This window comes from Paenibacillus sp. FSL H8-0048 (assembly GCF_038002825.1).
Classification (GTDB): Bacteria; Bacillota; Bacilli; order Paenibacillales; family Paenibacillaceae; genus Paenibacillus_AQ.
Genome location: NZ_JBBODF010000001.1, coordinates 2,057,502 through 2,080,257 on the forward strand (window position 1 = coordinate 2,057,502; position 22,756 = coordinate 2,080,257).

Here is a 22,756-nt window from a genome sequence, read left to right on the forward strand (position 1 = left end):
TTTCACCTCAACCTGTTAATCTTTGATTGGAATTAACTTAATAGTTGATAAATAAGGTTTTCCCTCAACTATACTCCATGTTGTTAGAACTTTGACTCTTCCATTTGGACCTTCTAATACGCTTGGGAAATCCAATCTATTTTCGGGTGTAATGTTCTTTCCTACATCTAGGAGATGTTTGCTAATGGATTGGTTACTCTCGGGTGTATCATTAAGCCCAATCGACTCAAGTTTTTTTCTCATATCATCTGAACGCTCATAATTATGCTTCATTGATTCAAGACGTTTAATGCGTTCTGCATTTTGAGGATCTGCATCAAACACCTTTCTTTGTGTCTGTCTCAACTGTTTTAATTCCCGAAGTTCCTTGCTCAACTCTTGAATATTAACGTTTACTTTACCTCTCATATATTTTTCAATTTTATCAATTGGTATAGTTGTATTTCCATCTGTATAAACCTTAATTGGTTTGCCAGTTGATGGGGCAATAACCTCTTTTACTTCAGCTTTCCCCCGCCCCTCACTCCGCCACACCTGCCCCGGCAATTCGATCGGGCCTGGACCGCCCGGCGTTGCCGGGTTTAACCGGTTCGGGTACGGATTCGTCCCTGGGAAATTCCAATGCTTCAAAGCATCCGGCACTTTCTTCACCGCATCGGTCAGCGGGTCCATCACTGCGTCGGCCACCTTGCCGACCACGCCGGTCTTGGCGATAGGTACGCCCGGTACGAGGATGGATGCGGCGTTGCCGAGCATTTCGGCTTTTTGCTCCGGGGTGCCTTCATTGAAATCATGATACATGGCTTTGGCGGCATCCACCAAAACCTCGGGGTGACTGACGAGATAGTTCACCTTGTCGATCGTTTCCTGCGTCGTTTTCTCCGGGTCGATGACGAAATCAAAGGCGAACTTGGCGGTGTCTACCACGCCCATGACTGTAGATTTGATCAGGCCGCCTACGAAGGCTTGGGTTACCTGATCGGCCTGCACCACTAATTTGCGCCATTTGGTCATGCCGTAGGTGTCTTCGGCCCAGCTATAATAAGCGGTGTATACCGCTCCGGTATGTTTATTGGGATCATAAATCTTGTCCCTGAAATATGCATAGGTCGTCTCATTCTCTTTGTTCTCTGCTGTGATCGGCGTACCATCCGGCAGAGTCATCGGCGGACCATGGAGCCGCTTATACTCTGCCACCTGCCGTTCCAGCTCGCGAATCTGTTCTGCTCGAACCACCGCTGCCTCTATGTCCTTATAATTACTCTTCGCCCACTCGCGGTATTTCTCATTCACCAGCCCCAGTGTGATGGCGAACCGCAGTTCATCACTGGCGGGCACCGCCGATCCGTCTGTCAGCAGCGGATTATAGGTGCAGGCTGATAAGGGGGAGCCCTTGTATTTGCGTCCGCATGTCGGTCTTCACATAAAATCCAGGGTCCACGCCCAGCTTCTGCAGCAGCTCCCGCTGGCGCTCTGCATGTTCATTCGCGGACTTCATATAGACTACGTTTCCATACTTCTCATATACAGAGTACGCCGCTTGACTGCGTCCGATTTCACGCAACGCCTCCGCAATCTTGGCCAATTGTTCCCGCGCGTGCTGCTGTTCGGCGGGACTGCCGAATTCTCTCTGCTGGAACAGCTCCGATATGACTGCATCCGCTGCAAAAGGCTGCAATTGTCTGTCCACCGAAGCATCCCTGACGTTCCGCAGAAGGTCCTGAATCATGCGGCTAAGCGTGGGCGGATGGCGAAGGAGATCCTGAACGCCACGCGCCGCCTGGTCCCGTACGCCTTGCAGCCACTGGCTGAACATACTTCGTGCCTGCTTCCAGGTGAAGGCCGGTGTAGTTTTTAACAGACTCTGCGCCTTCGCTTCAGCAGCTTGATATTGCCCGGCCGCCCAGCGCAATGCCGATTGCTTGCGCTCTAACCGGTCACTAAGCGACTGTGCCTCCCTTACCAGTTCCTGCAGCAATCGGACTGCCTCGCGGGAGGAAGACTGCACATAACTTTCCGGATAAGCAGCTTGCACCGAACTGATCAAACCGCCAATGCTTCTGTCCATACCGGTGACCTGCTCCTCCAGTATGCGGTTCAAGCGCTTCAGTCCCTGCTCCAGCTCCAGTATCCGCTTAATCTCCACCTGCTGCTGCATGCTTCACCTCCAGAGTACAAATCCGCCGTCTAGTTATTCAAGTCGTCGAACATGGAGCCCTTCACTGTGATTGTCATGCCGTCCAGTACCGTAATGCCTTGAATAGAACCTAGAGTGCGATAAGCCAGCTTACTCTTGCCAAGCTCCACATTCCCAACCGACACTTTAATCGGATACTCACCGTCCGCCATATTGGCGTGGGTTTACACGACGGCAGCGACAACAATAACCGAAAGTATGGCTACAACCAGGGCTTTCTTCATCCATCTACACCTATTTTCTGTATATAGTAAAGGTCAGCGAATTGAATGCAGTAGAAGACACATTGATTTTATATTTTGCATCTTCAAAGGTTTTGAACGGCAGATTATACTCTACTGTCTTCTTGGGAGCGACATAAGCCAGCATGGCATCCACGGTAGCCGGCTCGATCTTTTGCCGCATAATCGCTTCCGCTTCCTTCATCTGCATGTCGTAATCAGCACCCTTGATCTCGAAATCGACCAGAATGGCAAGCACGGCCTCGCCCTTGGGAGGATTCTCTTCAGAGGGTGAGACCAGCAGCATAGAGCCTGTATCCGTATAATAAGTGAATCCGTTGGATGTCTTAGGAGTGCCCTTAACGGGTGCGGAGCTGATCACAGGCGTCTTGCCATCCGTGGAAATATAAGCGGTACTGACAGTCTGATCCCAGTTCACGCCTACGCCCAGCCCTGCGCTGACGAACTTCAGCGGCACGAACGTTCTGCCATTCTTCATCAGGGCTGCGGTATCCATCGTTTTCTTGGCGCCATCCAGCGTAAATTGCCGGTTCCCGATGACCAGCACCAGCTTCTTGCCGTTCAGTTCCACCGTAACGGTCTTGGAAGCCGGGTCCCAGCCCACCTTCGCCCCGAGCGCTTCACTCACGAAGCGGACCGGCACCTGCACCCGGTTCTGCTTGTCGAGAAAAGGCTGGGCATCCGGGAAGCTGATTTTGGAGCCGTCCACCACTACACGGACTGATTGGGCGGCATGTGCCGATACAGGCATTAGCGAGATTAGCAGTAAAAGGGCGGTAAACCAGATGGTTATTTTTTTCATCTTCATATCCTCCTCAAATGGGCTTGTGACAAGCCTTATCTATCCTCCTTCTACTGGCGTTGCAGAATTACCGGCTCTCCGTCTAACTCTATCGTAATGACAGGATCGTTGATCAGGGTGCCCATGAAGCCGAAGGCGTGCCAGGCTCCGCTTGCCAGTACAAGGTCTGAACTCTGCTTACGGCTGTATTGAGTCAAGAGCGGTTCCAGGTCTTTGCCTGTAAAGGGCACTACCTGCTCTGCTCCGTTACTGCTGTCCGAGACTGTAATCGAGCTAAGCTTAATCTCCTGACGCGAGCCTGTCAGATCCTCTGCATACAGATCAAGTCCAACCTCAAGCGAACGTTCATCCGATGCATCTGTAATCGCGGACAGGAAGGCATATTCATCCTCCTTGCCGCGCAGCTGGTTCATCACAGCTTTAAATTTCTCATTCCCCGGCGTAGTTGGCGACACAATCGCCATCAGATGCACGCCCTGCGTCGTATAGCCGGTATAGATCACAGAATCGTCCAACAATGGCTGAACCTGTTCTTGCTGACCCAGCATCTCCTCCACTTCCGCATCGCTGAGCACGATGGACAGGATGCCCTGCAGCCCGCGAATCCGGTCGGAGGCCAGTACCGCGGCCATCAAATCATCAGAGTTTTGCTCAACCTTCTGCATATTCCCCTGTAATTCTTCATACAGCTTCTCTTTCAGTGCAGTGCCTTCATGATCTCCGGCAGGCTTCACCTGATCATAGCTCTCCGTAACGGGACTATTCGTTTGCCATTTATACGAGGAGACACCCCAGCCGCCAACCTTCTCTTCCTGCAGCCATACCATGAAGTAATGATCCTTCATTACATACTCCAGGACCCGGCTTCCATCGTCAGCCCCTTCATAGGTGTGGAACTCCTCCCCATACAGCCGGAGCACTTCTGCTTCCGCATCCCCTGCCTTAAGGCCTGCTGTTGTGAGGGATTCATCCGTCACATCAATCCTGTAGAGCCGCTCATTCTCATCGAATGTGAAATCCGCACTGTCCGTCATAATGGTACGGTGCCCCTGATTCCAATCGGCGGGATCACCTGCATTCTCAATTTCATTGCTGTCGTCGATGCCTTCAGCCTCTAATTGTCTACGTACCTCTTCCAGGGTCATTCCCAGTTGAAACATACCATCTTCTCCATTCTTCTGCTCATCAGCAATGACCTTCTTGGCCGGAACTGCTGAAGGACTGGGAACAGGGGTTTCCATAGCCGGCTTCTGCGTGGCAGCCTGACCCGTATCATTGGGTGGAGCCTTATCTGTCCGTGCGCAGCCTGTAATCATAAGTGCGGTGCTAAGGCTGATGATCCAGAACATTTTTTTCATGTTGCCGTTGCTCCTCTCCAAGTGTTGCTGCTGCGGATGATCTTCTTCAGCGGGTACTGTACCCCTTGCCGGATTCCGCGCTGCCGTCCGTTTGCCCTTCCGTGACCCCGCCATTTTTGCCATATCCCACGATATAGGTATCTGTAAGCTTATAGGAACGCCGGGCCACCCTGTCTTTCGTATTGCCTTCTATAGTAAATACTGTTTTGGACTTGCTGTCATAGCCTGTGACGATGCCTGTATGGTTCTGCCCGCTGCGGGTAAAAAAGATCACATCTCCGGCCTTCGGCGTATATCCCGAGGAGCGTTTGCTGTATCGGCCTTGCTTGATGTACCATTGTCTCCCGGCTTCAACACTTGCATATTTGGGTACTACACTGCCCAGGATTCCGGCTTCATTAGCGACATAGGAGACGAACATCGCACACCAGGGCTGATAGTTCAGCCCATACCATTTGCCGTAAGGCGTATTGTTGTCACCGCTTTTTTTGCCTTTGGGGACATGCTCCTTGAAGCCCTTCGCCAGTTCCTTCTCAGCGGCCGCAAGGAATTTATCAATGCCAGGGGGATTCCCGGTACTGCCGCCGTTTACACCGCCCTTAGCGTCCGGTGCTTCGGGCTTCGGTTTGGGTGGAAGCTGAGGATTCCCGGAGGGAGCCTGAAGCGCCGCGCTTTCCTTATAGGTGTTGTTGCGCCGGGTGGTATATTTGCCCATGACCTCATCTTTTAATGCTGCATGATGAATATTCTTGAGCGTCAGCGGAAGACCCGCCTTACGCACCGCCTCCACCACCCGGTTCGCTCCGCGCGGCGACTGATTCTTAAGATCCGCATAATAGACCAGCGCCTGGGGATCGGTAATGCCGAGCTTTCTCCCGCTATCCAGATAGACCTGAACATCCTTGCGGGCCTGCTCATCCTGTGCCTCCTTCCCTGCCTTGGCCGTCAATAAGGCGGCAAGCGCTTCTTTCTCCTTCAAGGTCAGCACCCGGGTATACCACCATTTATCCTGCTTGGCGTACTTGATGAGATCGTTCGCCAGACTGGCAGGCAGATGCTTCTTGAGCTTGGCTTCGTAATCTCTCTGGGATGGCGTTATATTCATTTTCTTGAAGGTGAGGAGGATCAGCTCCCTGGCCCGTTCGCCGTGCCACTGTATTTTCCCGACACTTAAGCAGCCGCCGTCATCTGGAACCACAGTACCGTAATTGCCTTCATTGCCAAAAATCACGCCCATCGCCAGATCCGTAAGCTTCGTCTCTGTGAGCGTGTTGCTGCCCATTCCGGCGGAAGAATCAGCCTGCTTCAGCTCACTGAACAGCTTCTTCCAGGTGTGCGGGCCTACGACACCGGCCACATCGCCTGTATTGCCCAGGGCATGGTCTGATTTAAAGGCATTCACCGCCTGCTTCGTCTTGGCGTCGAAACGGCCGTTCACCGTCACCTCATAGCCAAGCTCACGCAGCCGGATTTGCATGATCCGCACCTGCTCAGAGTACTCATGAGGGCTATATTTTAGCCCGCCCTGAATGACGCCGAACAAGTAGAGCCAGGTCATCTCGCCTACGATCCCGGCATCCTTGCCTGTATTGCCCAGTCCATAGGTCTTCTTAAAAGCATTAACAGCCTGCTTAGTCTGCTTGCCGAAATAACCGTCTGCTTCAAGCGGATACCCTAATTCAGTCAGACGCTGTTGCAGCAGCACCACCTCTTTGCTGTAGACATCGGGATTATACGAGAGCTTGGAAGTAAGTGCTTTAACCCCCTCCGGCAATACCAAAGCTGCCGTTTTGGAGGCTGCGGCTGAGCCTTTGTTCTGAGAAATACCGGGCGCACTCTGCTTTTTGACAGCTATCCGCTCCAGCCTGATGGTAGACTGCTTCTCTTCCCGCTGATACTGATCTGCCGCCCAGATTAGCGCAGCCGCTTTGCGGTCCAAGTCACTGGAGAGCGTTCCCGCCAGCGCCTTGATTTGCTTAAGCAGGCTCTCCACACCATAGGCGGCAGACTGTACATAACCTTCTGTGTACAGCTCGCGGGTTCTTGAAGCAGAATGGCCTGCCGTCTTCTGCATATTGGTGCTGCTCCCGCTGATCTCCCGGCCCATCCGCTTCAAGCCGGCCGACAGCTCAGTCAGCCTTGTACGATCAACCTTTTGCGCCACTATCCCGCCCTCCTTCCGCCTGCTTCACTTCTATGTCTGAACCATCACTTTCATGATGTCTGATGTTCTGAAGTTATGTATGATAAGCATAGCCGCGCCGGAAGCTTATGCTTCCGGCCGCCTATACCTATATTTCGCCTGCTTCTATCTGCGAAGCTGGCTGGCAATATCGCGATCGCTTTGTTCCTTGATCTCTGCTACCTTGTTCAATTGCATACTGATGCCATTCACACACTCGACCAGCTTGTCGAGCGACGGCTTCAACTGGTTAAATTCCTCAATGAAGGCCTTGGAGGATTCACCTTGCCACCATGCTTCAGCAGCTTTGATCTCACTATCCAGCTTGTTGATGATATCTTTAGCACTTTGGCCTTTAGCTTTAATGGAACTGGCTACACTTCTAGCCTGCTCAGGACTGAACACCTGTTTCACCATTCGATTCACCTCCCTTCGTGGAATCTATTGCCGTTACTTCTTCCTCGCAGCGGCTGCGGCCAGCGCACGGCGGGCCTCTTCTTCCGCCTTCGCCTTCGCCCTGCGTTCATCGTCAGCCCGCTGGACAGCGCCCGCCAGGGCCTGCAGCTGATTCTGCAGCTCCCGCATCTGTCCAAGCAAACGGGTTACATCCCGGGTAATCTCCTGATACTCGCTGCGGTAAGTATCCCCGGCTCCGCCCTTCCACCAGCTGATGCTCTGAGCGGCACTGCTGTCATTCTTACTCTGCTCCCGGCGGATATCCTCCGCCGCACTGCTTACATTTCCTGACTGCCGGCGGATTTCTTGCGGCGTAGGCAACAAGCTCACCTCCTCAATTAGGACTACACGCAGGCCCTAAGTGGCCGTACGGATACCCGAGTATTTATTCTTCAGAATCAGGTAGCCATCGCCCGGCTCCAGATCCTTCTCCTTCTCACCGTAAGGCAACCGGACATTGAACAGATTCTGATCCTTCAGGCTGCCCAGCTGAAGTCCGCATTGTTCCTCGCGGACCGCCTTTCCGAGTCCGTCCCAGTTCCCGGCCAGTTCGGAGGTGTTATCTCCGGCAATAACGGCAACCTTAAGCGCCCGTTCCTGCTTCACCATTCGTTCCAGCAATTCTTTCAAGGCATAGAGATCACCATTCGTGAACTCCGTAAGCCGGTCAATGACGAAGACGATACGCGGCCATGAGGCAAGCAGCTCTTCGGCTGCACCGCCTCTGCTCTTGACCTCCAGCAGGGAGCGGCGTCTGGCCTCCAGCTCATTCTTGATTTCTTCTACGAAGGCATACATATCTTCTACGCCTGCCAAATCCGTTACGCCGGGCTGCCCCAGCACACTGTAGATTCCCATACTCCCCGAATCAAGCGCATAGATGGCGGTCTTCCCAGACTGTCTCAGCAGCTGTGTGACCCAGGATACCAGCAATGTGCTTTTACCGGACATGGGATCTCCGGCTACCATAACGATAGGTGTTGTGTCCAGATCCAGGACGACAGGCTGAAGGTCGCCATCTGCAAGTCCAATCGCCAGCCGCCCTTCCGGCAGGGCACAAGCCTCATTCAGCTTCCTTATGTCGATGGATGCTGGCATCACCGGAATTCGCGGTGCTTCCGTTAACAGCCCGGCGTCTGCCTGTTTACGCAAGTGAAGTATCCACTGCTCTACTCCACCATGCTTCTGCTCCGGCAGGAGCGGCAATGCCGTCTGGAACTCCAGCGGAGGCTTGCCGCGCACAAGTCCCCGGCCGGCCGCGCGTGATGGCTCCAGGCCTTCCGTGCGGCCGACAATCATTTCATATTCGCTTTTCTCCGTCATCTGCAGGCTGATGGCATTCTTGAAATTGATGGCGAACTTATAGCGCACAAGCGAAGCATTGGTAGCCGTAACCACCATATAGATTCCATATTTGGTCCCTTCCCGCGCCAGCACCACCATCTGCTCATCCAGTTCCTCATAGGTCTCCGATAAGGCGAAGTAGTTGTCAATCACAAGAACCAAAGACGCCAGCTTGCCGATCCTTGCCCGGTAATCGGCAAAGCCATCCGCCCCGCTGTCCTCAAAAATCCGCTTGCGCTCATTCATGGTGCGGAACAGGAACTTAGTAAACTGGAGAATAGTCTTCTCCTGCTCCAGCGTCATCACGCCTCCGCAATGGGGCAGCGCTTCAAGCGCTTTGAACGAAGATCCTCCGCAATCCATCAAATACAGATGTACGTCTTCCGGTGAATACCGGTACGCCGCTGACAAGCATAAGGTTCTCAGCAACATCGTTTTGCCCGTGCCTGGCGCACCGTAAATGAAGAGATTGCCTTCCCCCGCCAAATCAAGCATCAATGCTTCCTGCCTTTGCCCGCGCGGGTCATCTGCAAGTCCAGCAGGGATACTTAGCGTCTCCTTGACTGCCGGCCAGCCGCCGGTTTCATTCCAGCCCCCGCCAGCCTTGTACAATTCCCCTAAATGCACCGTTTCAGGGAGCGGAGGATGCCAGGGTCCGGGGAGCGGGTGAATGTTCGCACTCTGTGCTGAAGCTGCCAGCCATAGGGCCACGCTCTCCAGTTGGCTTGGTACCTCCATCTCAGGCAGCTTCTCTTCATCCAGCGGATAGATCTGCTCCTGTTTGCCGTTGAGCTGCAGCCGGTAAATGCGCTTGTGCCGGAGGTGATGCCTTTGCACGTTGCCAGGTTCATACATCGCTCCAGAGTAAGCCGACTGGAACATCTCAAAGATCTCGTCATTCCCCACCTGGATAAACGCCCGCCCCGGCTCCTTGATCATTGCCGCATCCGGACGCTTAATAACATCCTTGCTGTCCGCTTCATCCTGGACCTTCAGACAGATCTTGAATTTCGCATTGCTCCAGATCTGATCATCCACGATTCCTGCCGGCTTCTGCGTAGCCAGGATCAGATGCACCCCCAGGCTTCGCCCTACTCTCGCGGCACTGACCAATTCCTTCATAAAGTCGGGCTGATCCTGCTTCAGCTCCGCGAATTCATCGGCAATCATGATCAGATGCGGAATAGGCGTCATGCCACGTTCCATTCCTCCGTTATGATACAGCTTCTGATAGCGGTCGATATTGTTGACCCCTTGTTCAGCGAACAGCCGCTGGCGGCGCAGCAGCTCGCTTTTGATAGAGAGCAGCGCCCGGTTCGTCTCATTCCCGCCCAGGTTGGTAATCGTCCCCACCAGGTGAGGGAGTCCCCGGAATACATCAGCCATCCCGCCGCCCTTGTAGTCAATCAGGACAAAAACCAGGTCATGCGGATGATAGTGGATCGCCAGTGAAATAATCAGGCTCTGAAGCAGCTCGCTTTTGCCCGAGCCTGTGGTTCCAGCTACCAGACCATGGGGACCATGCCCGCTCTCATGCAGATCCAGGCGGAATGAGGTTCCGCCTGCACGGACACCAATAGGGACACTCATTCCCCTGAACGTCTTGTTGCGGTTCCAAATGGACGGGAAATCCAGTTCCTCCACGGTACGGACCCCCAGCATGTCCAGCAGGGTGACCGAAGCAGGAAGAGCAAACGCGGCTCCTGTGGACCGCAGACGTAGAGGGGCCAGCTTACGGGCCGACTGTTCAAGCGTTCTCGTATTCACCTGATCGGGTACGAAAGTCAGCTTGACTCCCGATATCTTATCCGCCAGCTCAGCACTCTTGTTGTTCATATGGATTACGATGCGGCTGTTCATCGGCAGATAGGCCTTATTGGCTGCAATGAACATTGAGGATACACCCAGCCTCGCATTCCCGTTATACAGATAATTGTAGATGGGTTCATTCTCCAGCAGCGAAGGATCTTCAATGATAAAGACATAATGCGGATGCAGGCTGCCGGGAACCGTGCGCAGCTCCCGCTCTCTCAGAATCTCCTGCAATTCACCCAGTACAGGATGAGCCATAGGCCGGCCGCAGAGCAGGTAACGGGTGGTGAAATCTTCATTCCACACATGGGGCAGATGCTTAAGCCAGCTCCAGTCTTGAACCCGTTCTTCCGGCACCAGCAGCACGAGCTTCACATCGTCGTATCCGTGATGCGTCACCAACTGCAGGACCATCTGCTGCAGCAGCTGCCGGGTTCGCTCTGTTTCCCCTGCGAGGCCGCAGATTTCAGCTTCCAGCAGGTTAACCGTAACCGGTGCATCAGGAACCTTGGCGAACTCCAGCGCCAGCCGGTGCGGCTCCATCAGCAGCGGGTCGTTCTCCAGCACGACTGCCTGCTTGTTGTATACGACACGCAGAGCGGACAGCACACTGCCTACCCCCAGCCGCAAGGAGAGGAAATCCTGGTGAACCGGCGTCCGTTCCCACAGCTTGCTGTCATGATGCTGAAGTCTGTGCAGGCAAGCCTCAGGCTCCGGGTTCATCTCGTGCAGCGCCTTGCTCTGCTGGGTCCGGGCCAGTGACAGCTCGGCCCGGACATCGGCAATATATTGCAGATACTTCTGCTCCCGCTCCTTCTTCTGCCGGTTATACTTACGGATCTGTGACGCTGCACCCGTGAAGGAGAACAGAAGCGTGGTTACCGTCATGGCAATGGAGAGCATCATATACATAGACTGGGCTGTCAGGGCCAGAAGCACTGTAATGACAAGCATTACGGCAGGGGGCACCAGCAGTGCCATCCAGGCGATCTCCGGTTTGGCATAGGCATGCGGAGGATTCGGAATTTCCAGTTCACCGCCAGGCATATCCGGTAAAAATCTCGGCTGGCGGCTGAATTCGTATACTTTTGCCATCTTCATCCCCCTTAACGAAATCTGTCTGCCTGAAAGCGGACCGCCTGTCCGCCAGACAGTGGCATGGTGTACCAAGACTCTTGGTGAACAAAGAACAGTTGCCCGTCAACCCTATGTATGCGGTCTGCACGTTCCCCATAGATGCGCAGGCTCTCACCAGACTTCAGATCAAGTCTATAAATCGAGCCGTCATTGCCCGCATTGCAGCAGTAGATGTAACCACCTTCACTGATCATGCTGAGCGGAATCAGGTCCGGGTAGGCTTCACGCTCACCGGACAGCGGATCAAGCAGCGTCAAAGCATGTCCGTTCGTCAGATCCGCATACAGGAGCCGTGCTCCGCAAGTCTGCAGATAAGCAGCGCCTCCCTCAGTCAGCCGGGTAGAGCGGTTACCCTCCAATGGACAACTATAGATACCTTGTGCGCAAGCATAATAGAGCTGTTCTCCCAAGATCGTATAGCATTGCACCACACTGTCCGTAAGGCGTTCGGGCTTGCGTCCATCCGGCAGGCAGCGGTACAATCTGCCATCCTTCTCGTTGATGTAATACAGCCAACCTGCCTGGAGCCTGATCTCGCGGCAAGGCTCTTGAAGCACCACTTTCAGCTCCTGTGTTCCCGTATCCACTCTAACCAGGACATTGCCACGGCTCTGGTCACTGGCGAACAGCATGCCGCCCGCTTCATTCATGAACCAGAGGATTCCCGGCAGCCCTGCAGCTGAGCCTTCATCCCTGTTTAACAGGTAAGTGCCCGGTTCCGGCTCCAGCGTCCCGCAGAGATCCGTGATGTAGAACGCACCCGGACTCTGTAACAGAAGTCCGCCGCCTGCAATATTATCGTTCATGCTGTCATTCCTCTCCTATCAGTGTCAGCAGCGCGCCGTGGCTGACACCCTCTTCCTCAAGTGAACGTGCGCTCTCCAGAATACGGCCCAGCGGCTCTGCCTGCAGCCTGCCTCTCTGCGGCTGCTTCAGCACAAGCGGCTCCTCCAGCATCTCCAGCAGTTCAGATACCGGGATCTCCGCGGGCAGCTTCAAATCGGCCTCCACCGTTCCTGCCTTCAACGTGACCATCACATATTCCATCAGCCTCGTCTCCTCCGATCCTTAATTCTTCACAGAGAGTACAGTCATCCGCTCGCCTGTCATAACGAAATCCACATCCTGCCCGGCTTCACGGGCCAGCCGTAAATAGCTGGTCTTGAATACATAAGGGACTTCTGCCCGGACATGTACTTCTGTGGTTTCCCGCTCATTCCAGCCCTCAGTCTCATGTCTAAATTCAAGAGTTACCTGTATCGCCTGCTGCTCACCTGTGAAGGTTAGCTGCCCGCCCTCATTCCTGGTCAGTCCGGCTTTCATCGCTGCACCGAATGCTTCAGCGAAATACTCCGCGAAACGTTCTTCATCCACCTCCGCATCCAGCCCCCGCAGCTTCTCATAGACCAGGCTCCGGTCCTTGGCAGAACGCAGCGCGTTATTAAGCGCCGTACTCAGCACAATCTGCTCGCGTGAAATATTGAACACTTCGGTGAGCGGTGCAATCAGGATGGACAGCATCACAGCGATCAGAATGGACACCGCGAATGTTCTCAAGTCCTTCAGTCCCCGCTTCTCATCTCAGTGAGTTAATCGAAATAATAGTCCAGATCCTTATAGTGCTTCAGCCCGACTGAGGTCAGCGAGAAGGATACGGGAATCTCCGTGCGGATCTCTTCCCCCCATAACCTGACGCTCAGCGGATAAACTGCGCGTACCGTGACCGTCACGGGCTCGCCCCGCTGACGGTAGGGCTTCTCCAGCTCGGTAGCATTGGCATAGACCGTCTCGTCATCGTTGCCGATGGCCCTGCCGTTATCTTCATTCAAGGCCTCAACCTCGATCTGATCCGGGTGCTCCCTGTAGAGCGGGCGCTCCTTCAGACGCTTCAGCGCATCATCATAATAGGATTGCTTGATATAATTATCTCCGGCAGCGACCTGTGACAGGTTGAAGGTCTCGATGACCAGGGTCATGTACCATGGGAAGAAGAACACCAGATTGGTGAACACCATAATGCTGGCTGCCACCACAATCGCGACCAGAAAGGATTTTGCGACACCCCGCATAGCCGGTGTACCTCCTTCAGATTACTGTGTGAATTTCTCAATCTGCTTCATGAACAGATCCCAAATATCAGTGATCCAAGTCTTCAAATTCCCTTGCACAATTACGATAGCCGCACCGATAATGACGATAGCCGCTACGGTAAGCGCAATCTGCTTCACCCCGATATCCCCGCGTTCCTCTGTCCAAAAGCTCTCTTGATTCTTAGACTTAGCCACGTTCTGCGAATTCTTCTCCATATTGTTCAACCTCCGAATATAAAATTTATTGAAACATTTCCAGTGAACCTCTGACCAGGAACAGATAATAAATGGCAATGTACACAAACAACACAATAATTAGTATCCATTGAATTCGTGCATTGCTGCGCTCCCGCCGCAGCAGCTCCTTCTCCAGCGCTTCCACCCGGAATTGATTGACCTCATTCTTGAGGTACACCATCTGGGAGACATTGTCATAGCCTCTAAGGCGGGTCTCCATGATGTCGCAGAACTTGATCACATAACGCATCGGAACCCGTTTCTTGAGCTGCTTCAGCGCATATTCCTCACCGTATTCAATATTGTCCAGCATCACACCCAGCTCTTCGGCCATATCCTGGCCCGCATGGGGCAGGTAATCACGAATCACATCGGCCAGATAGATATTGATGGATTTGGAGTACTGGTAGTAGACCATGCTGTAAAAGGCAGGGAAATCAAGCGAGATATTGCGGTTCTTCTTCTCAATGCGTTCTTCAAGGCTCTTCACCGGATAGATCCAGCCCAGCAGAATGAAGATGGCGGTCACACAGCCGAGCAGCCGGTTGGCACTGCCCAGCACGAGGGTCAGAAGGATTCCGCCAGAAGCGTAGAGCCATTGATTCAACCGGATCTCCTCCGGCCGGACCGCCAGCTCCAGCCGGTCGATCATCTTGCGGAAGCGGATGCGGTCCGCTGTGCCTACAAGTCCTGTCATATATTTCAGGGCAAAATTCTTTTTATACAGCGCTACTCTTTGCTTCAGCTGCGTGCTTTTACGTTCGTTCATGAACCGGCGTGCACGCTTCTTTTTGCGCCCGCTTACCGGCTTCAGCATGGGCAGGAGAAACAGCTTAATCAAATACAGAATGGACGTTAAGGCACACACCTTGGCGATAAAGATCATTTACGGTCACTTCCTCCCCCAAGGTTCCCCTGGAGCGCCTGGGTGCGGGCAAAGCTCAGGCAGATTACACAGATCATCATGGTGTTAATCAGCTTCCCGGCCTGCGTGTCCAGCATGAACTCGCGAAATCCGTCAATGGACAGAGCGTAGATGAAGAATAGCAGTACAATGACGGTTTTCATCAGGAAATCGCGGTTCATTTTACGGAAAATCGTCTCCTTACGCGCATTGATCTCCCGCAGCACCGCATTCTCATCGACAATATCCAGGAATATGTCAGCCATTCCCTTGCGTTCGTTATATTCAAACACAATCGCCTTCTTCGTAAAATCATCGAACTTGGGACCGAGCTGCCGGTTGAGCAGGGTGATGGCCTGCCTGAAGCTGTATCCGTTATTCTCGCAGTTATCTATGAACTGCCGGAGATAGACCCGGATGTTGGGGCTGATGTATTCATCACTCTCCATCACCTTCTTAATTGCGACCAGCACGCCGTCCCGGGCCAGCGGACAGATCAGGTCCTCTGCGTCCATAATATTCTCGATATCCTGGGCACGGATGATCTTGGACTGCATCACGAACCAGGTCATTAGGCCGACAAAGATCGAGATCGTTACAACTACCGACAACGTAACGCTGTTCATGAAGAACACAATGACTACAGCGACCAGCGCAAAAGAAATGCAGAGCAGCGAGGTGAAGCTCTCCAGGGTAACCGGGAGGTTGAAATCCAGAATCAGCCCTTCCACCAGCCGGTTGTATTTCGCGACCGGGTTCTCCTTCCGCTTGACGATGCGCTCCCGCTTAATCCGGGCCACGTAACGCTTGGTATTGTATTTACCAAGATGCTCAGCCACCGTGTCCAGCAAATCTAAGAGGCGGTGAAGAGAGCCCTCGAAGAAGCGTACCTGAAACACGGTATTGTACAGCACAAAGGCTGAAGCGCCGAGCAGCACACTAATGAGTAAGTTCACATTCATCGAATGCATACCCCTCCGTTTCATCCTCGAGGGGCTCCCGGGTGAGGAATTCAAACCGGCTGCGCTTAATGCCGGCCTTAATCATAGACTCCTGGGCACGCAGAGAGAGCTTACCCACCCGCTTATGCCGCCCGATGATTTGGACCACCCTGGTGCCTCCCGCCTCTTCCACCACATCATCATAGATGAACTTATAAATCGGATTGATCAGCGGCTTCAAGCCTTCTGATCCCAGAATCTCTGAGATCGACGTGACCTTGCGGGTCCCGTCAGCCAGCTTCTCCTGGTAGATTACGAACCGGACTGCACTGCAAATGTTGCGCAAGGCAAGCTCAGCCGGTTCATTGGAGACCATCAGATAGGCCGTCAGGAAGCGGTAGATCGCCTCCTCATCCCCTTCGGCATGGAGTGTGGTGAAGAAGAAATGCCCGGTCTGTGCCGCCCGCAGTGCAGTGGCGAATTCACCCGGGGTCCGCAGCTCGCCCGGCCCAATCCAATGGGGAGATTGCCGCATCGCATTAATCAGCAGATTCTCCATCGTAGCAGGACTGGCATCATCCTCTTCAGGCACGGATTCGTACTGCAGCACATCATTGATGACGGGGCCGAATTCTCCGCCATCCCGGCGGTGCAGCCGCATCTCGGACGGATTCTCAATCGTGATGATCCGGGAGAGCGGATGAATCTGCTTCACTAGCACTTCATTTAGCGTAGTTTTACCGCTGCCGGTTGGACCTACGGTAATCCATGACTGGTCTGCTTTGGGAATTAGAGAGAGCAGCCGGAACATGTTGACGGAGAAGCTCTGCTCTTGAATCATCATGGCCGGAGTGAGACTTTTTTTGCTGAATTTACGGATGACAAAAGCAGGCAGCTCATAGGGCGAGATTTCCGCATGTGTGGCATTCACCCGGTACCCTTCCACCGTCCGGGCATTCACCATCGGAACCTTCGGTGTTAGGCGCATCTTTGATACTCCAATTAACTTCGATATGATGCGCTCCATATGTTCGCGGTCCGTGAAATGCTGTTCCCAGCGCAGCGTTTTACCGCCGGTCTCCACGAAGATCTGTTCCGGCCCGTTGGCCCGGATCTCGTCAATTTGCGGGTCCTCCATGGCTTCGGTGATCGGACCGTAGTGCGTGATTTCATTAATCAGCGCATTTTTGAGGGACTGTAGTCCGCTATAGCCCTCCACGCTGGGCTTCTGGCTATCGACGAACTCCATAATATAGCCTTGGGTCATTTCCCGTTTGCGGACCGGGTCTCTCTCCCGGCGGAAGGCATTCGTTGCTGCCTTGCTAATGTATTTCTGGCACAATTCCAGCGCTTCCTCGAAGCTGATCGTTGTGTATTTATTTTTGAGTGCATCCATATCTTCCGCTTGAATGCTGTGGTGCGAGAACTTCTGCTGCATTTCGCTTACTTTTGCCCGGGTTAGCAAGGCTCAGGCCTCCTTCACTGATTAATGATGGCATCCCTCAGACGGTTCATTTCCTTCATAAATGCCTTATTTTGCAGCGGATGATCTTTAACGTAGAGCTTGCCGTCTTGGGTGTATGCCGCTGCAGCCTTCACGAAGGGCAGTGCTGCTGCGATCTGAAAGCCCATCTGCTTGAACACCTTATAGTCCAGCCCGATCTCATGCAGGTTCATCATAATGACACTGGTGAACTTGGCTGTGCTGATGCCGATGGAGGCGGCGAAGTCCAGAAGCTTGGTCATATTGCCCGGAGCCTCGATCCGCTCGGCTGCTGTGAAATATCCAATATGGCAATGCTTCATCGCCCCCGTGCAGAATTCGAGTGGGGGATTATATGGGATGTCGAGCAGGACAATATCGAACATCCCCTTAAGTGTGGCTAATACCTGTTCAATATGCGCGAAACCAAATTCGAAGTATTCCTCCAGCAGATCATAGGGACTGGGAGAGAGCAGATACAGGTTCTCCTCAGAGGTAGGAGCAATATCCTCACGCATATCCGCTTTATCGCTTTTGAGCACCCGGATCAGCCCTTTTCCTCTGGCGGGAGGGTCAACACCAAACAGATAATAGAGATTCGGATTGAACACTTTAAAATCCACGATACAGGTATTGAAGCCCTGTTGTGCCAGCAGATAGCCTAAATTGCCGATCAGCATGGCCTGATCTGTACCCTCACAGGCCGGCAAGAAGCCAATAACGCTATAGATTAGCGGGCTGTCCCGGAACTCGGCTCCGACCAGCTCCTTGGAGGATATCTTGCGGAAGATGCTCTCCAGCTTCTTTACTTCTTTTCGATCCATGATTCCACCTCATTTTGCAGTGTAGGCAGCTCATCCATAATTACCGTGCTGCCGCTTCTGCTGAGCATCGTAATCAGAAAGCTTTTGCTGTCCAGGCTTTTGTATTTGGCATACTTGTTAATCTCCTCACCTGAGCCTTCCAGCAGCAGAGCCTTGGGCTGAATGTTCTTCAGGAAATCGTCGCTGCGCATGACCTCCTGCCGTTTATCCTCGCTCAGCTTCAGCACTTCCTTGTATACCTCATAGATCGAATGGCTGCTCGCGTTGAGCATATCCTTGATGACAATACTGTCGAACAGAATATCGGTCTTCGTGACGGAGGACTGTGAAGGGTTGAATACGGCATTGGGATTGCCTCCTGCGCCAGAAGCCACTGCTTCTTCCACATTGTAAGATACACGGATACGGACACGGTCTCCAGGCATCAGAATGTCTCCGCCAGCCTCAAGGAAGTTGTAAGGCAGGGTGAGGACTTCCTGCTTCTCACCCAGCTTATACAGCCATTCATTCTTGACCGGCTTCTCATCCAGCAGCTGATCCTCATACAGGACACTATTGTCGCGCATATAATACTTCGTGAACTTGCCCAGTACGTCAGGGAGCTTGTCCGCTGATACCATATCCGGTGTATACTCTGTGCGGATAATGTTATAGGTCTCCACTTGCTTGTCTGTCAGCACCGTAAAGGCGGGCAGCCCCCCCTTCTGAGTCAGCCGCAGCACCTCTACCGTATCACGGGCATCCTGGCTGGCATTGGTAATGACTATGTATGAGACGGCAATGACGGTCAGACTGAACAGCACTGCACCCATTCGTTTCAGCAGATTCCGGTTGGGAGCCACATTTTTTACACCTCTAATATCCATCTACCCCGAACCCTCCATTAATCTAAGAAGTATGGTGCCGAACGCCCGCTCGAACTCCGGCCCGCTGTTCACAATCGGGATATCCCTTTCGATTTGCTGGTCAAATTCGGCACTGGCGGGCACGTATCCGGCCAGTGCCGGTTCGAACCGGAAGCTGTCACTCAGGCCCGAGCCAAGGAGCTCTGCGACCTTCTCCGGGGTAAACAGGTCACCGTGAAAGCGAAAGCTGTGATTATAGCGGGTGACAATCACTTTGGTCTTGGCATTCAGATAGGCGGCAGAATCCCTTGTAAGCACTAATTCAATATTCCGCAGGGTGCTTAATACTGAATACAGGTTGTTAGGCACACACAGCGCGAAGGTATCCATATGAATGAGCGCACTCTCCATCTGCCGCATGGCATCCAGCGGGAGATCGAGCACCACAAGGTTGAAGTTATTCCGCAGTGCCGATAACAACCCGGCCAGCTTCTCGCTGGTATAGAATTGCTGAATGGCCCGCTGGTCCTGGAACCCGTAGCTGAGTGTAGTGATCCATAGATTTCCTTGGACAGGAAAAGCATTGGTCCTGTATTCCTGCGGCTTCGCCAGCATCCGGATCAAGGAGCTCCCCAGATGCTCATCCTTGCGCGCCTGTTCATCGAAGCCGCTGAAATAGAGGTTAAGCCCTCTGTATTCAGCGTCCATATCGACAAGGATCGTGTTCAGCCCGCGCTTGGCAGCTTCTGCCGCCAGATTGACCGCGGTGCTCGTCAGCCCGCTGCCCCGGTGTCCGGTCACCGCCACGACCCGGCTCATCCCCCGGCTAATGTTCGCCAGCTCCCGGGAGAGCGGGTCAGTGGACTGGATCGCTTCGGCATCCTTACCTTTGGAACGGAACCGGTCCAGAAAAGAACGCTTCTTGCCCTTCAGCTCACCTGATTCATTCCCGCTGCCTTGCGTAGAGCGTATATCCTGGCTGCCTGATCCCCGCCCCTTATTCCTCTGACGATCTCCAAGCTGTGCTAAAGCCTGCTTCAGCACTGAGGCCGGCAGCCTGGGTGTATAATATTCATGAACACTGAGCTTCGCATATTGTCTTGCAAGTGATGACCAAGCTTCTCTCTGACCCGGGTCTCTCGTGAATATAATTACCGGAGTGCCTTCCCGGGTCTGGGATAGATGCTCTAGCAGAGTATGAATATACGCCATGTCAGCAGCCAGTCCGTCCGGCAATCCTTCGTCTGTAATCACAATAGCGTCCGGCCCGGGAATCGTAAGATTCTGCAAGTATCCGGCTGTCTCCCGGACCCGCAGGCCTCCTTCATTCATAGTTGTCCACGGATCAGCGATATGGGCAGTGATGTACCCGTGAGCTGTACCTGCGAGTAGAAGTACCCTCATCCTCAATCCTCTTTCATTGTAATTTTGCCTGGCAAGCCACCCGGGCTGACAGCCTTGACACAGGGCGACACATCATGAGAACATTTTCCATAAAACGACTAATAGTGCATATCACAAAACCCAGCACAGCACACAGAATCCGAGGCGGTGTCCCTATATGAAACTCCTATTGTTATCCAGCCTTATGCTACTACTGACCTTATGCAGTCTAAGTGATATCCGCCGGCGCAGGATTCCCAACCTGCTGGCAGCCTTAATTCTGGGAACGGGTATTCTTCATATGATTCTGTACGGCTCTCTTCTGAACTCCCTGAGCGGCTTACTTCTTCCTGCCGCCCCCCTTCTTCTCTTGCGCAGGCACTCCCGTTCGATAGGAGCAGGAGATATTAAGCTGATCTCGGCTGCAGGGGTATGGCTGGGAGGACTCCTGAATCTGGTCCTGTTCGGTGCGGCTTGTATGTTATGTGCTCTGGTATTGCTGCTCAAGCGGACAGCTGGACACAACCTTCCAGGCTCCGTTCCCTTCGCTCCTTTTCTTGCTGTTCCTGTCATTCTGACCGTATTCATTATGTATTAACTTCATTTGATTTAGCTTTTCTCAATTGGTAATATTTCCTTCTGTTTTTAATTAATCCAATGGCAGGTGATTTGAAACAGGCCCTATTACCCAAATTAAGGTGCAAATGCGAATTATTACGCGGACCAACAGATAGCAAAATTTGACCGTAGACAGCTTATTATTGTGTAGATCATTCGAACTAAACGTTCGTCCAAACGAAAAAGAGCGTTCCACAGTCTCTATCGGCTGTGAAACGCTCTTTTTCGTATATCATCCTCTTTATGCCTTCGCTGCCTGCTGTCCGATTGTCCGCCCTACCTGCTCCAGGATAGCAGACACCGAAGCGGGATCATGCACATCGTACTCGTCAATATTCAGCCGCAGCACCGGGCAGGCGCTGAATTCATTGATCCACTGGGAATAGCGGCCGTGCATATGCTCCCAGTAGGAGACATCAGTCTGGATCTCCATCTCGCGTCCGCGCTCATTGATGCGGGTCAGGATCGAAGGCAGGCTGCCTTCAATATAGATCAGCACATCGGGATGCGGGAAGTATGGCGTCATCACCATAGCCTCGTAGAGGCTGGTGTAGGTTGCGTAATCTGTCGGGGACATGGTCCCTTGGTCGGCGTGCATTTTTGCGAAAATTCCGGTATCCTCATAAATCGAACGGTCCTGCACGAATCCGCCGCCCAGCTCGAACATTTTCTTTTGCTCCTTGAAGCGTTCCGCCAGGAAATAGATCTGCAGATGGAAGCTCCACCGCTCGAAATCGTGATAGAATTTCTCCAAATACGGGTTATGATCCACCTGCTCCAGCGAGGTCTGGAAATTCAGGCGCTGCGCGAGTGCTGCGGTCAGCGTCGACTTGCCGACGCCTACGGTACCGGCAACCGTGATAATTGCGTTTTCTGGGATGTTGTAACTGTTCATTTCATAAGCTCCTTTACTTGCTTTGCGATGGTGTTGAAATCTTCGGGATTTGCTACGAAATCCACCTGATTTCCGTCGATGGTAACGATTACGGTGGACGGTTCGCGGCGGGCCAGTGAGGCCATCGCATCGTCATAATCCTCAATTAACTGCTGGAGGTAGGCAGGGGCAATGATCTCTTCGAAGGTACGCGCGCGCTTGGCAATCCGGGCCAACAGCGTATCCAGATCCGCCCGGATATACAGAATGATGTTCGGTTTGGGGAAATCATCGGTCAGAATATGATAGATCTCCCGGTATTTGTCCCGTTTCGCTCCCTTCAGCGTCCGTTCCCCGAAGATCAGATTCTTATAGATATGATAATCCGAAATGACCGGCTTCCCTTGATCTATGTACTGCACAGTCGTGTCTTCCAGCTGCTTGAACCGGTTGCAGAGGAAGAACATCTCAAGCTGGAAGCTCCAGTCGTCCATATTCTGATAGAACTTGTCCAAAAACGGATTCTCGTCGACAATTTCTTTAATGACCGGAAGCTGCAGTTCGGTGGCGAGCATCGTGGCGAGGGTGGTTTTACCGGCTCCAATCGGGCCTTCCACGGCTATAAAGGGTGCATGTTTCATTAACGCTGATTTCCTCCTCAAGTACGGACAATTCCAAAAAACAGACTAAATTATTGTACCACAGGAGCGCCGTCAGCAACGGTTAATTTTCAAAGAAACTTTCCGTACCTGTGCAGCGTCTATATTCAGTAATATTCTATGGACAAATTTGCAAACATTACCGGCACCGCTGCTTACCCATCCCTGCTAACTATTGTAATCAACACCGTGACCAGAGCGACAACCGCAAATGGTAAAAGTGTAACTCTGGCCAATAAGCCGTTTGTCGTTAACGGCTCCGTCTACCTGCCGCTGCGCTTCATCAGCGAACAGCTTGGTGCTAAGGTCGATTGGCTGCCGCAGGAGGGCAGAATTGCGATAAGCTTGAAGTAATAGGATGGAAAGAA

General features: G+C 52.9%; 24 protein-coding genes. 2 read left to right on the forward strand and 22 right to left on the reverse strand.

Going from position 1 to position 22,756, the window contains the following annotated elements:
• Window positions 1–15 precede the first annotated feature (15 nt).
• The 20 genes from NSU18_RS08945 to NSU18_RS09040 form a co-directional block, all read right to left on the reverse strand.
• Window positions 16–1,293, reverse strand: a complete 1,278-nt coding sequence (locus tag NSU18_RS08945; protein ID WP_341148815.1) for a hypothetical protein — start codon at window positions 1,291–1,293, stop codon at window positions 16–18.
• A gap of 70 nt (window positions 1,294–1,363) precedes the next feature.
• Window positions 1,364–2,158: a hypothetical protein gene (locus NSU18_RS08950; RefSeq protein WP_341148816.1), complete on the reverse strand. Its 795-nt coding sequence runs from the start codon at window positions 2,156–2,158 to the stop codon at window positions 1,364–1,366.
• A gap of 29 nt (window positions 2,159–2,187) precedes the next feature.
• A complete protein-coding gene (locus NSU18_RS08955; RefSeq protein WP_341020348.1) occupies window positions 2,188–2,349 on the reverse strand; it encodes a hypothetical protein in 162 nt (53 codons plus the stop codon).
• A gap of 82 nt (window positions 2,350–2,431) precedes the next feature.
• Window positions 2,432–3,241 (reverse strand): copper amine oxidase N-terminal domain-containing protein, encoded by an 810-nt coding sequence (locus tag NSU18_RS08960; protein ID WP_341148817.1) that lies wholly within the window; start codon window positions 3,239–3,241, stop codon window positions 2,432–2,434.
• Window positions 3,242–3,291: 50 nt separating this feature from the next.
• Entirely contained in the window at window positions 3,292–4,599 is a 1,308-nt protein-coding gene (locus NSU18_RS08965; RefSeq protein WP_341020343.1) for a hypothetical protein, read from the reverse strand.
• Window positions 4,600–4,645: 46 nt separating this feature from the next.
• Window positions 4,646–6,763, reverse strand: coding sequence for an NlpC/P60 family protein (locus NSU18_RS08970; protein ID WP_341148818.1), 2,118 nt, complete (start codon window positions 6,761–6,763; stop codon window positions 4,646–4,648).
• Between the two features lie 144 nt (window positions 6,764–6,907).
• A complete protein-coding gene (locus NSU18_RS08975) occupies window positions 6,908–7,198 on the reverse strand; it encodes a WXG100 family type VII secretion target (protein ID WP_036702412.1) in 291 nt (96 codons plus the stop codon).
• A 33-nt stretch (window positions 7,199–7,231) separates the two neighbouring features.
• Window positions 7,232–7,558: a WXG100 family type VII secretion target gene (locus NSU18_RS08980; RefSeq protein WP_341020339.1), complete on the reverse strand. Its 327-nt coding sequence runs from the start codon at window positions 7,556–7,558 to the stop codon at window positions 7,232–7,234.
• Window positions 7,559–7,594: 36 nt separating this feature from the next.
• Window positions 7,595–11,488: a type VII secretion protein EssC gene (gene essC / locus NSU18_RS08985; RefSeq protein WP_341148819.1), complete on the reverse strand. Its 3,894-nt coding sequence runs from the start codon at window positions 11,486–11,488 to the stop codon at window positions 7,595–7,597.
• 11 nt (window positions 11,489–11,499) lie between these two features.
• Window positions 11,500–12,336 carry a DUF5050 domain-containing protein gene (locus NSU18_RS08990; protein WP_341148820.1) on the reverse strand — a complete coding sequence of 279 codons (837 nt, stop codon included), beginning with the start codon at window positions 12,334–12,336 and terminating at the stop codon, window positions 11,500–11,502.
• Window positions 12,337–12,340: 4 nt separating this feature from the next.
• Window positions 12,341–12,577 carry an EsaB/YukD family protein gene (locus NSU18_RS08995; RefSeq protein WP_341148821.1) on the reverse strand — a complete coding sequence of 79 codons (237 nt, stop codon included), beginning with the start codon at window positions 12,575–12,577 and terminating at the stop codon, window positions 12,341–12,343.
• A gap of 21 nt (window positions 12,578–12,598) precedes the next feature.
• Window positions 12,599–13,087, reverse strand: coding sequence for a hypothetical protein (locus tag NSU18_RS09000; protein ID WP_341020334.1), 489 nt, complete (start codon window positions 13,085–13,087; stop codon window positions 12,599–12,601).
• A gap of 32 nt (window positions 13,088–13,119) precedes the next feature.
• Window positions 13,120–13,599, reverse strand: coding sequence for a hypothetical protein (locus tag NSU18_RS09005; protein ID WP_341148822.1), 480 nt, complete (start codon window positions 13,597–13,599; stop codon window positions 13,120–13,122).
• 21 nt (window positions 13,600–13,620) lie between these two features.
• A complete protein-coding gene (locus NSU18_RS09010; RefSeq protein ID WP_341148823.1) occupies window positions 13,621–13,836 on the reverse strand; it encodes a hypothetical protein in 216 nt (71 codons plus the stop codon).
• 25 nt (window positions 13,837–13,861) lie between these two features.
• Complete coding sequence (locus NSU18_RS09015) at window positions 13,862–14,743, reverse strand: hypothetical protein (protein WP_341148824.1); 882 nt, start codon at window positions 14,741–14,743, stop codon at window positions 13,862–13,864.
• A complete protein-coding gene (locus tag NSU18_RS09020; protein WP_341148825.1) occupies window positions 14,740–15,723 on the reverse strand; it encodes a hypothetical protein in 984 nt (327 codons plus the stop codon). Before NSU18_RS09020 ends, NSU18_RS09015 begins: the two co-directional genes overlap by 4 nt.
• A complete protein-coding gene (locus NSU18_RS09025) occupies window positions 15,701–17,167 on the reverse strand; it encodes an ATPase, T2SS/T4P/T4SS family (RefSeq protein WP_341148826.1) in 1,467 nt (488 codons plus the stop codon). The genes NSU18_RS09020 and NSU18_RS09025 overlap by 23 nt, the downstream gene beginning before the upstream one ends.
• Before the next feature lie 14 nt (window positions 17,168–17,181).
• On the reverse strand, window positions 17,182–18,009 hold the full coding sequence (locus tag NSU18_RS09030; protein ID WP_341020326.1) for a hypothetical protein: 828 nt from the start codon (window positions 18,007–18,009) through the stop codon (window positions 17,182–17,184).
• Window positions 17,991–18,875: a hypothetical protein gene (locus NSU18_RS09035; RefSeq protein ID WP_341020325.1), complete on the reverse strand. Its 885-nt coding sequence runs from the start codon at window positions 18,873–18,875 to the stop codon at window positions 17,991–17,993. The genes NSU18_RS09030 and NSU18_RS09035 overlap by 19 nt, the downstream gene beginning before the upstream one ends.
• Entirely contained in the window at window positions 18,876–20,258 is a 1,383-nt protein-coding gene (locus tag NSU18_RS09040) for a hypothetical protein (protein ID WP_341148827.1), read from the reverse strand. It abuts the gene before it with no gap.
• Window positions 20,259–20,415: 157 nt separating this feature from the next.
• Here NSU18_RS09040 and NSU18_RS09045 point away from each other — a divergent pair, with 157 nt between their 5' ends.
• Window positions 20,416–20,835 carry a prepilin peptidase gene (locus NSU18_RS09045; protein ID WP_341020323.1) on the forward strand — a complete coding sequence of 140 codons (420 nt, stop codon included), beginning with the start codon at window positions 20,416–20,418 and terminating at the stop codon, window positions 20,833–20,835.
• A gap of 261 nt (window positions 20,836–21,096) precedes the next feature.
• Here NSU18_RS09045 and NSU18_RS09050 read toward each other — a convergent pair whose 3' ends face one another.
• Complete coding sequence (locus tag NSU18_RS09050) at window positions 21,097–21,750, reverse strand: deoxynucleoside kinase (protein ID WP_341020322.1); 654 nt, start codon at window positions 21,748–21,750, stop codon at window positions 21,097–21,099.
• Window positions 21,747–22,370, reverse strand: coding sequence for a deoxynucleoside kinase (locus NSU18_RS09055; RefSeq protein WP_341020321.1), 624 nt, complete (start codon window positions 22,368–22,370; stop codon window positions 21,747–21,749). The genes NSU18_RS09050 and NSU18_RS09055 overlap by 4 nt, the downstream gene beginning before the upstream one ends.
• A gap of 138 nt (window positions 22,371–22,508) precedes the next feature.
• Here NSU18_RS09055 and NSU18_RS09060 point away from each other — a divergent pair, with 138 nt between their 5' ends.
• Entirely contained in the window at window positions 22,509–22,742 is a 234-nt protein-coding gene (locus tag NSU18_RS09060) for a copper amine oxidase N-terminal domain-containing protein (protein ID WP_341148828.1), read from the forward strand.
• Window positions 22,743–22,756: the final 14 nt, after the last annotated feature.